This window comes from Streptomyces sp. NPDC034670 (genome assembly GCF_055574875.1).
Genome location: NZ_JBVITR010000096.1, coordinates 1 through 10,146, shown reverse-complemented (window position 1 = coordinate 10,146; position 10,146 = coordinate 1). Strand labels below are relative to the sequence as shown.

Annotated in this window: 7 protein-coding genes and 4 pseudogenes; 10 read left to right on the top strand and 1 reads right to left on the bottom strand. The window is 68.0% G+C overall.

Annotation, left to right across the window (positions count from 1 at the left end; genetic code table 11):
- Positions 1-457 precede the first annotated feature (457 nt).
- From ACZ56B_RS32125 to ACZ56B_RS32080, 10 genes and pseudogenes are all read left to right on the top strand, one after another.
- Positions 458-745 carry a hypothetical protein gene (locus tag ACZ56B_RS32125; protein WP_468798406.1) on the top strand — a complete coding sequence of 96 codons (288 nt, stop codon included), beginning with the start codon at positions 458-460 and terminating at the stop codon, positions 743-745.
- 292 nt (positions 746-1,037) lie between these two features.
- Positions 1,038-3,188, top strand: a pseudogene (locus ACZ56B_RS32120) (helicase associated domain-containing protein); the annotation flags it as partial.
- A 46-nt stretch (positions 3,189-3,234) separates the two neighbouring features.
- Positions 3,235-3,564 carry a transposase gene (locus tag ACZ56B_RS32115; protein WP_468798403.1) on the top strand — a complete coding sequence of 110 codons (330 nt, stop codon included), beginning with the start codon at positions 3,235-3,237 and terminating at the stop codon, positions 3,562-3,564.
- On the top strand, positions 3,561-4,472 hold the full coding sequence (locus ACZ56B_RS32110) for an IS3 family transposase (protein ID WP_468798400.1): 912 nt from the start codon (positions 3,561-3,563) through the stop codon (positions 4,470-4,472). The genes ACZ56B_RS32115 and ACZ56B_RS32110 overlap by 4 nt, the downstream gene beginning before the upstream one ends.
- A 32-nt stretch (positions 4,473-4,504) precedes the next feature.
- Positions 4,505-4,705 (top strand): annotated as a pseudogene (locus ACZ56B_RS32105) (transposase family protein); the annotation flags it as partial.
- A gap of 318 nt (positions 4,706-5,023) precedes the next feature.
- Positions 5,024-5,389: a hypothetical protein gene (locus ACZ56B_RS32100; protein ID WP_468798397.1), complete on the top strand. Its 366-nt coding sequence runs from the start codon at positions 5,024-5,026 to the stop codon at positions 5,387-5,389.
- Positions 5,386-6,912, top strand: coding sequence for a PrsW family glutamic-type intramembrane protease (locus ACZ56B_RS32095; RefSeq protein WP_468798394.1), 1,527 nt, complete (start codon positions 5,386-5,388; stop codon positions 6,910-6,912). Before ACZ56B_RS32100 ends, ACZ56B_RS32095 begins: the two co-directional genes overlap by 4 nt.
- Positions 6,909-7,316: a hypothetical protein gene (locus ACZ56B_RS32090; protein WP_468798391.1), complete on the top strand. Its 408-nt coding sequence runs from the start codon at positions 6,909-6,911 to the stop codon at positions 7,314-7,316. Before ACZ56B_RS32095 ends, ACZ56B_RS32090 begins: the two co-directional genes overlap by 4 nt.
- Before the next feature lie 52 nt (positions 7,317-7,368).
- Positions 7,369-9,486, top strand: a complete 2,118-nt coding sequence (locus tag ACZ56B_RS32085; RefSeq protein ID WP_468798388.1) for a hypothetical protein — start codon at positions 7,369-7,371, stop codon at positions 9,484-9,486.
- Positions 9,487-9,587: 101 nt separating this feature from the next.
- Positions 9,588-9,866: pseudogene (locus ACZ56B_RS32080) on the top strand (ATP-binding protein); the annotation flags it as partial.
- A 78-nt stretch (positions 9,867-9,944) separates the two neighbouring features.
- Here the strand turns inward: ACZ56B_RS32080 and ACZ56B_RS32075 are convergent.
- A pseudogene (locus tag ACZ56B_RS32075) lies at positions 9,945-10,146 on the bottom strand (IS6 family transposase); the annotation flags it as partial.

Sequence of the window (10,146 nt, the reverse complement as noted above, 5' to 3'; positions counted from 1 at the left end):
CCCGCGGAGCGGGTACCCCATCGCTGCGCGATGGGCAAGCGAACCCCCGCGGTGCGCGCGGGGGTTGCGCTCCCGCTCCGCGGAAGCGCTGCTGCTCGCTGCGCGAGCAGTTCACTGGCGTTGCGCAGCAAGGCCAGTGACGCTCCGTTCGCTGCGCTCCCGGAGCTTCCGGGACTAGTGTCCCGGTGGGGTGACTTCCGCTGCGCTCCAGCCACCGCCTGGCGCTCCGCGCCAGAAGGCCGGCCCCGCTACGCGGTGCCGTCAACGGGCCTTCGGCCCGGGCGGCTACAGGGAGGGGTGGCTGGGGTCGGTGGTGTGGACCTGACTGGCTGCGTGGGAGAGGAAGTTGGGTAGTGGTTTCATTGGAGTTGATGCACATGTAGTTTTGGCGGAAGCACGGGACACCTCCTAACCACCTGATGCGGACTGAGCTGTCCGCGCTTCCGAAAAAGGAAAAATGATGTGGAGTGCTCAGGACGTGGCGCGGGATGAGGTTCGGCGTCAGGCGAATGGCCTGGATGCCGCCGCTGTCGCGGAGAAGGTCGCGGAGGCCGCTGTCCGTGAGCGGGAAACCGCGGAGCGGTTGAGAGGGAACGGTTCCTTCTACACGTTCGAGATGGACCGGGAGCGGTTGGCTTTCATCTGGCTGGCCAAGCACGCTGAGTGGCGGCGCATCAGGGACTTGATGAGTGCGCTGGGTTGGAGTGTGTACGAGCCGGAGCAGGATGTTCAAAGCTCGGTGTGAGCTCGTGAGCGTGAGGAACGGCTTGCTGGTGCGCTTGAGGCACAGTCCGCCTCCGGGGAGCAGGGGCGGGAGGGAGCGGGCGAGCTGCGTGCGGAGGTCTGGCTGTCCGCCGCGTCCAGCCGGTTGCTCCGGTCGGTGGCCTACCGGGCGGGGCTGCCTCCCTCTCAGGTCCTGGCCCAGCTCGCCGAGCGAATCGTGGTAGGCGAGGACGGTACGGTCTCCGTGCCGCCCTTCACACCGTCCCAGTGATTCCCGAAGCAGGTGAAAAAGAAGCCATAGGAAGGGTTTGAGGATGCTGGGAATTCAGCTTCGGGAACACCAGGTGACCCAGAAAGACGCTTTCCGTAAATGGGTGGGATTTTCTGCAAGGTCGTTTGTGCCGGCTCAGGGGGTACGGGGCACGATCGTGTCGGCAACCGGCTCGGGCAAGACGATCACGGCGGCTGCGTGCGCGCTGGAGTGTTTCCCGGGCGGGCGGGTCCTGGTGACTGTGCCGACCCTGGACCTGCTCGTGCAGACCGCTCAGGCGTGGCGTCTGGTGGGCCACCGGGCCCCGATGGTGGCGGTGTGCTCGCTGGAGAACGACCCAGTGCTCACCTCGCTAGGGGTACGCACCACCACCAACCCGATCCAGCTCGCCCTGTGGGCGGGCGCGGGGCCGGTGGTCGTGTTGGCCACGTACGCCTCGCTGGTGGACCGCGAGGACATCGACGCCCAGGAGGGTCAGCGGAAGGTACGCGGACCGCTGGAGACCGCGCTGGCGGGTGGGGAACGGCTCTACGGGCAGCGGACGGCGGGCTTCGACCTCGCGATCGTGGACGAGGCCCACGGCACAGCCGGTGATTTTGGTCGGCCGTGGGCGGCGATCCACGACAACCAGCGGATCCCTGCCGACTTCCGGCTGTACCTGACCGCCACCCCGCGCATTCTCGCCTCGCCCCGCCCTCAGAAGGGCACTGACGGCCAGGAGCTGGTGCTGGCGTCGATGGGCCAGGACTCCGAGACCTATGGGTCGTGGCTGGCCGAGCTGGGGCTGTCGGAGGCGATCGAGCGGGGGATCCTCGCCGGGTTCGAGATCGACGTCCTGGAGATCCGTGACCCCTCCCACGTCCTGGGGGAGTCGGAGGAGGCGCGGCGGGGCCGGCGCCTGGCCTTGCTGCAGACCGCACTCCTGGAGCACGCCGCGGCGTACAACCTGCGTACGGTCATGACGTTCCACCAGAGGGTGGAGGAAGCCGCTGCGTTCGCGGAGAAGCTCCCGGAGACCGCTGCCGAGCTGTATATGAACAACGCCTCGGACGAGGACCTGGTGAAGGCGGAGGAGCTGCCGGCGTCGTCGATCGACGCGGCCTTCTACGAGCTCGAGGCCGGACGGCACGTACCCCCGGAGAGGGTGTGGTCGGCGTGGCTGTGCGGCGACCACCTCGTCACCGAGCGACGCGAAGTCCTGCGCCAGTTCGCAAACGGCATCGACGCCGGGGGCCGACGCGTGCACCGGGCGTTCCTCGCCAGCTGCCGCGTCCTCGGAGAAGGCATAGATATCTCCGGCGAGCGGGGTGTGGAGGCCGTCTGCTTCGCCGACACCCGCGGCTCCCAGGTCGAGATCGTGCAGAACATCGGCCGCGCCCTCCGGCTCAACCGCGACGGCACCACGAAGGTGGCCAGGATCATCGTGCCCGTCTTCCTGGAGCCCGGCGAGGACCCCACCGACATGGTCGCCAGCGCCAGCTTCCGCCCCCTCGTAGCCGTGCTCCAGGGCCTGCGCTCACACGATGAACGACTCGTGGAGCAGCTCGCCTCCCGCGCCCTCACCAGCGGCCAGCGCACGGTCCACGTCCGGCGCGATGAGGAGGGGCGCATCGTCGGCTCCGGCGGCGCGGACCAGAAGGACGATGGCGGCGATGCCGCTGCCGGGTCGGCGCTGCTGCATTTCTCCAGCCCGCGCGATGCGGCGACGATCGCGGCGTTCCTGCGCACGCGGGTCTATCGGCCGGAGTCCCTGGTGTGGCTGGAGGGCTACCAAGCCCTGCTGCGGTGGCGGAAGGAGAACGAGATCGTCGGCCTGTATGCCGTGCCCTACGACACCGAGATCGAAGTCGGGGCAACGAAGGCGTTTCCGCTTGGCCGATGGGTCCATCAGCAGAGGAAGGCGCTGCGGGCCGGGGAGCTGGAGGAGCGGCGCAAGACGCTGCTGGACGCGCCGGAGGCCGGGATGGTGTGGGAGCCCAGCGAGGAGGCGTGGGAGAACAAGCTCGCCGCACTCCGGGCCTGCCGGCGGACCACCGGGCACCTCGCCCCGAGGCAGGACGCCGTCTGGGACGACCCGGCTGGTGGCGGCCCCGCGCCCGTTGGGCAGCATCTCGCGAACCTGCGCCGCAAGGGCGGCCTGGGCAAGGACCCGAAGCGCGCGTCGCAGCTGGCCGCGATCGATGAGGACTGTCCCTCCTCTCGTAGCGTGGAGTCCGTGATTGCAGGGGAAGTTGGGGTTCATGGGGTCCAAGCAACGGACGTACACGCCTGAGTTCCGTGAGGGTGCTGTACGCATCGTGATCGAGACAGGCAGGCCGATACCGGAGGTCGCCGAGGAGCTCGGCGTGCACCCCGGCACGCTGCACAGCTGGGTGTCGCGGTGGCGGCGCAATGGGTCGGCGTCGTCCGACCGGCCGGCCGAGCCCGCGCCGGGCGGGCGAATGCGCGAGGCCGAGCGGGCCGAGCTGGAGCGGCTGCGGCGGGAGATGTCGGAGAAGAACAAGCGGATACGCGAGCTGGAGATGGAGCGTGATGTCCTCAAGCGATGCATGGTCCTCTGGGTGAAGTGACCGAGACGGATCCGGCCGCACTGGCCGCGTTCATCGGTAACCAGAGGACCGAGCACCGCGTCCCGCACCGTCTGGCCTGCCAGGTCCTGGGGGTGTCGGAGTCCTGGTTCTACAAGTGGCGCGACAGGCCCACCACCGCGCGTGAGGTCCGGCGCGGACAGCTGACCGACACGATCCGGCAGATCTTCGAGGACTCCGGCGGCACCTACGGCTCCCCGAAGGTCTGGCTCCTCCTGGTCCGCGCGGGCTGGCGGGTCTCGGTGAACACTGTCGCCCGTCTGATGGCCGAACTGGGTCTGGCCGGACGGAAGGTCCGCCGACGGCGCGGGCTGACCCGGCCCGGCAAACGGCCGGCGGCCCCGGACTTCGTGCGGCGGGACTTCGCAGCGGACGCTCCGGACCAGGTGTGGTGCGGCGACATGACCGAGATCACCACCGGTGAGGGCAAGCTCTACCTGGCCACCGTCATCGACCTGTTCTCTCGTCGGCTGCTCGGTTACGCGATGGGCGCACGTCATGACGCCGAGTTGGTCGTGGCGTCCTTGAACATGGCCGCGGCCATCCGCGGCGGTGACGTGAAGGGCTTGATCTTCCACAGCGACCGCGGCAGCGAGTACGGCTCCCGGCGCTTTCGCCGGGTCTGTCGCCGCTTGGGTGTGACCCAGTCCATGGGCCGCGTCGGGTCGTGTTTCGACAACGCCGTCAGCGAGGCGTTCAACAGCGTGCTCAAGGTCGAGTACGTCCACCGGCACACGTTCGCCACCCGCGCCGAGGCCCGGCTGCGGATCGCGACCTGGATCACCGGCTTCTACAACACGCACCGACTACACAGCGTGTGTGGATATCAAAGTCCGATCGACTACGAACACGACCACCGGGCCAACTCCGCCTTGGAGCTGGCCGCTTAGAAGATCTCCACAGTTCGAGGGGATTGACACACACCGCCATCCGACGCCCGCCCAACGGCGAACTCACGCCGACCGAACGGACGCTGAACCGCGCACTCGCCCACGCCCGTGCTCCCGTCGAACGAGGCGTCGCCCGGCTGAAGTCCTGGCGGATCTTCCGCCGAAGCCGCTGCAGCCCGAACCGGATGACAATCATCGCCGCCGCGGTCCTCACCCTGGAGAGGCAACGCTGAAAACGCTCAGTTCGCAGTGTCCCGTCTCCAGGGCTTGTATGTGCGAGATGTCGTCTGGGCCAGCGCCTTGCGGCTCTTTCGAGCCCCTGTGATGTAGGTGAGCCCCACCAGCTACCTCCCGCCCGCCACCCGGCAGGCGGCCTGTCCCGGAAGAGAGACCACCACCGTGATCCGGCGGGCCGAGGGCAAAACGGTCTGGTTTGAGTACCACGCGGGGAACGCGCATGCAACGGTGGGAAATTCGATGGAGACGGCTGTGTTAGGCAGGCGCGACGAGTAGCCTCTAACGAGGCGTCAACATGGGAAATCGGGGGTTCCATGGGACCGAATGACGATATCGAGCCGGTCGGGCGCGCACCGCGTCCGCAGGTGCGGTTGATGGCTGTCGGTGCGGTGATCGGCGCGGTCGCGCTCGGGGCGTCGTTGACGGTCCAGTTTACCGGTGGTGCCGATCCCGAGATGCCACAATTGCCTGGGCTGCCGTCTCCCGGGTCTGGATTTCCGTCCGTCCTTCCCACGGGCGAAAGCGGCCTCACCGGCGGCACGGTTCCCACCTTGCCTGGCGAACCCACCTCCCTGCCCACCGAGTTGCCCTCGTTCTCCTTGCCCAGCGGGTTTCCCTCGGGCTTCCCCACGGACCTGGAACTGCCCAGCCTGCCTGCCGTACCGGGGGACGCCTCGTGACCGAGAGCCTGTCGGCCGGCAGGCCGACCAGCACCGTTGCGATCGCTTCCGTGCGCGTACGCGACGACGAGGTGACCCGCGGACGGGCACTGCTGCTCGCCCGGCTGGCAATCGCGTTGTACATGGTGGAGCTACTGCTCAATCTCACCCGCCCACGGGTTCTGCCCGACGAGCCGTCCCTGACGATCTTTTGGAAGCTTCCCGGGCAGGAGGACATGGGCCCCCTGGACTCGCTCGGCTCCTTCCTCGCTGTACCCCGCACCGCTTTCTGGGGCGTGCTCGCGGGTATCGCGCTAGGCATCGCGCTCCAGGTCGTGGCCGTCCGCAAGTCCACGGACGACCGCCGGGCCAGGGTCCTGACCTGGGCGACTCTGGCGGCCCTGCTGGGATCGTTCGCGCTGTTCTCCCTGACAGTCATCGCGAAGGCGCCGCTGACCGCGCTCGCGTGCGTTCCCACCAGTGCGTTCGCCCTGTGGCTGATGCACCGGTCCCAGCGGTTCGCCTGGCTTCCAGTGCCGATGCTGCTCACGGCGTTCGGCTGGGGCGCGCTGATCCAGTTCGGTCTCGGCCGGGCCTGCACCGGCCTGGCGTACGGAACCATCAACGGGTACGTGATGAAGGGCACCGAGATCGGGGTGGGCACCGGTCTCGGGTATTCGTACCGGATCCTCGACTACACCTTGCTCCATCTGATCGTCGTCAACCAGCTGGTCGCGGCGGTCGGTGTCCTGTTGCTGATCATGCTGGTCCGGCATCGCGTCACGGATATTGTGACGGGGATGGTGCTCGGCGCGGCCATCGGGCTCGGATACAACTTCAGCGAGAGCATCCTGTTCATCGAATTGTGGAGCATCCTGAGTGACTTCAACGGCGCGACGGGCGGCTTCGAGTACTGGGTCCGCCAGTCGGTGGCCCTGTTCGGCGGGCAGGTCGCCTTCGGCGCACTCCTCGGGGCCGGGATCGGTCTCGCGGCCCAGGCACGCGAACGCGGGCGGCGTATGGGGCTCGTGGCGGCGGCGCTGACCGCGGCGACCGGCGCGGCCCTGGCCTCCGAGGTGGTGTCGGCCTGGTTCTCGAAGCTAGCCCATGACCACGTCGACATCGGCTCGGCCCTGGACACACTTGTGATCTCGCCCGCCCTGTGGCTGGCCCCGCAGGTGCCGTTCCTCGTGGTGTGCGCGCTGTTGCTGCGGGCCGGGTTGCGCAGGCGTGCCGCCGCCGCACGTACCGCGGTGGCGGCTGAGGCCGCTGCGGGCGGCGCGATCGCCGAGCGGGAGGTGCCGTTCCTGGCCGATCCGGCGCTGCGGTTCTGGGCACAGGTCAGCACCTGGCGCCGGTACGGGCGTCCCGCCGCACAGGCCTTGCGGCGGCTGCAAAGGGCCCAGTTGGAGGTAGCCGGCTGGCGCTGGGAGCGGGAACGCACGGGCGGGGACGACGAGACCGCTGCTGTCGAGGAGGGGGAGAAGTTGCGCGCGAAGGTGGTCCAACTGCGCACGGCCGCCGAACGGTTGGTGAGGTCATGAAGGCCGACACCCGCGCCGAGACGACGGTGCGAGCCCGCCCGTTCATGAAGCTGGTGAGGGCGGCGTTCGGTTCGCTGTGCGTGCTGGTCGCGGCGCTCTTCGCCGTCCTGCTGGCCGCGCCCACGGCGTCCGCCTGCGATGTCAGCTATCGGTACCCGCCCACCATCGAGTTCGGCGAGTCCGGCTTCGGCGTCGCCAAACCGTGCTCGAACGGGACCTCGCTGACAGGCACGGTCGTCCTCGCGCTGCTGACCGCCGGGGCCCTGGTCGGCGTTGGCGCCGTCGCCTTCCACCGAGGCCGGGAGACCGCCGAGACCCTCGACGAGTCACCGGACCCCCTCTCCACGTACCTGCACCCGACCGAGCACGGAACAGGCGGCCACGATGCGGACACATCGCTCTAGCCCCGGCGCCCGAGCCCTCCGGGCAGGCGCCGCCCTGCTGACCGCGGGCGTCTTGGCCGCCGGCCTGCTGACGCCCTCTGCGGAGGCGTCGGGGGCGGCACCTGACGGCCTGCCCGCCGCCCCGTCGCCGGCAGACCCCGGAGGCGAACACGCGAAGATCGCCCAGGAGGTCATGGAGGATCCGATCGGTCAGGCGGGAATGGAGGCCCACGAGGCGCTCCACGTGGAGGACGGCGGTCGCAACCTCGCGATCATCTGGTTTGACGTGACCGACTTCCCGCCGCACGTCTACAAGAAGATCACCAAACACTTCAAGAACCTCGACTTCAATGTCCCCTTCCCGGGCAGCAGGAAAAAGGCCGACGGGCGCCGCTATGAAGGACGAGGAAGAATTCTGCGTTACGCGGGAAAGGAAGCGCTGTTCGACCGCCTGGGGGTGTCGCAGAACCGCACCGTCCTGGAACTCACGGCGGTCAACGTGCCGGTGAACAAGGCCCAGGAGGCACATGACCCGCGCGGAGTGCATTCCGAGGCGCTGATCTACGAAAGGATCCTGCGACCGTTCCTGGAGAGACTCGGCCTGTCCACCGAAGAGATCAACGAGCTCTTAGGTAAGGCCGTGGGGGGATTCTCCGACCGGGCGCGCTGTCCGAAGTGCGAAAAGATCACGATCAAGATTCCCGCGGAGAACTTCAAGTCCATCGTGTCCTACGACCCCAACGAGAAGCTGGAGCGGAGGAACCGGATCGGCGCCATCATCTCCAACGGGACGAAGATCGTCAGGAAGCGCAAGCGTGAACAGGAAGCCAAGGCCAAGCAGGCCATGCCGGTGGACGGCTCGGCCGCCGGCTGTGTCTCGATGGGGGTCGGCAGCGGCCCTCGGCCCGTCATGGCGATGACCCTGCCCCTCGCCGCCGACGACGACTGCGGTGAGGGAGAGAACAGAGCGGGCTCAGGTGCTCTCCCGCGGGCTCTCGACGCCCCGGCCGGGGCCGATGCCTACGGTGGTGTGGACTTCTCCACTCTGGAGATGCGGTACATCTCCGACGGGTCGGCCGGCGTCCGTTACGCGTACTCCGCCAAAACGCTCCCCGACGAGTACCAGCAGGACTCCGACCTCGGCACGCAGGTCGTCCAGAATTTCGGCGCGGATCTGCGGACCTGGCTCGCACTGGACCCGCAGAAGTTCTGGGTCAATCTCAATCCCACCGAACCGGATCGGATCGTCGACGCCGCCCTGGGACAGACCAACGCGGGCCGGGCCATGCTCGAAGCCGACCTCCAGATGAAACGTACGGAGGCGAAGATCCTGCATCCCGACTCAGTGACGGGCAAACGCTTCTGGCGGGAAATCCGGCCATCTGCGGACGGTTCCCTCTGCTTCTCCTCCCGCATGTGGATCGTGCCCGGGCAGATCGAGGTGCGTGAGGACGGCGACGCGTTCTACATCCTCAAAGCGCTGCTCGACGTGAAAACAGAGTCCATGAACATCGACGACCCCTACGCGGGGTCGTGCGACTCCGATCCCGTGGTCGACGCTCACAACGAGAACCTGGTACGGACACTCGTCCTGCCCGAGATCGTGAAGGCGGTCAACACCGCACCAGAGTACGTGCCCCTGCGCCGGGCGTTCATGGCACGGATCATTGCCCAGTGGATCAGGGAACGTCATCAGCAGGGCCACCGGACGTCCTTCGACGACGTGATCGACAGCAAGGAACTGGGCGCATCCAAACTCGACGGCAGTTGGCGCCCCAAGGATGTCTTCGACGACTACGTCCACTCCTACCGGCACAAGGAGTTCGACGTCACCCGCAGGACGACCGAGGGACGGGTCACGCGTGTCACCCGGTACTCGTACGGCGGCGCGGACCTCACCCAGGTCGATCTGACCACTGTCGGTGAGGCGGAGATGCGCGAGCGGTATCCGCGACTCGCCGAGTCCGCGCAGGCCTCCACCAAACGCCAGGTGACCGCGGACGACGGTTCCGTCTGGCTGGGTGGTTCGACCACCACTCCGGAACAGGGCTTTTGGGACGGCCTTAAGGACGACGCCGACCGGGTGACGGGCGGGAACAGCCTCGTCTTGGCGGTGATCGCGCTTGCCTTGGGCGGGCTCTTCTTCGGCTTCCGCACCCGCCCACGTCGGCGCGGCCGACCCGCCACCTAATACTCCAGCCGTAGATCGTGATCTCGTGGGCAGGGCTGGGACCGGGTGGCCCGGATCGATATCGGATGCGTGAGATGGTCGGCCGCTGGCACGCTGCCTCCATGGATCACGCAGAAGTACTGCTCATCGGAGGACGAGCTGGTGTCGGCAAGACGACGGTGGGGTGGGAGGTTTCGGCGCTGCTGCGCTCCGAGGCGGTCGCTCACGCGATCATCGATGGTGACTTCATGGGGCAGGTGCATCCGGCACCAGAGGGGGACCCGCACCGTGCGGAGATCACCGAGAGGAATCTGACTGCCATGTGGGCGAACTTCGCCCAGCGCGGATACCGACGCCTGATCTATACGAACACCGTGAGTGTGCTGCCGGAAGCGGCGGGCAGGCGTTGTCACGTTGTTGGGTGCGTGACTGCCTGATGGCGCGTCGGAGCGTGTTGGGGCCCGGTTCGGGGCCTGTGCTCAGGCCGTGGTGGGCCGGCTGGCGGCGCCGGTGACCTGCTCCCAGAGGGCGAAGCGGAGGGTCATCTCGGCTCGGTAAGCGGTGGCGGGCATCAGGTGGCGGCGGAGCCGGAAGTGGGGTGAGATGCCGCTGAACGCGGCCAGGAACCGCTGGGCCCCGCCGACCGAGCGGAAACCTTTCATGGCGCGTTCACGCTGCCGG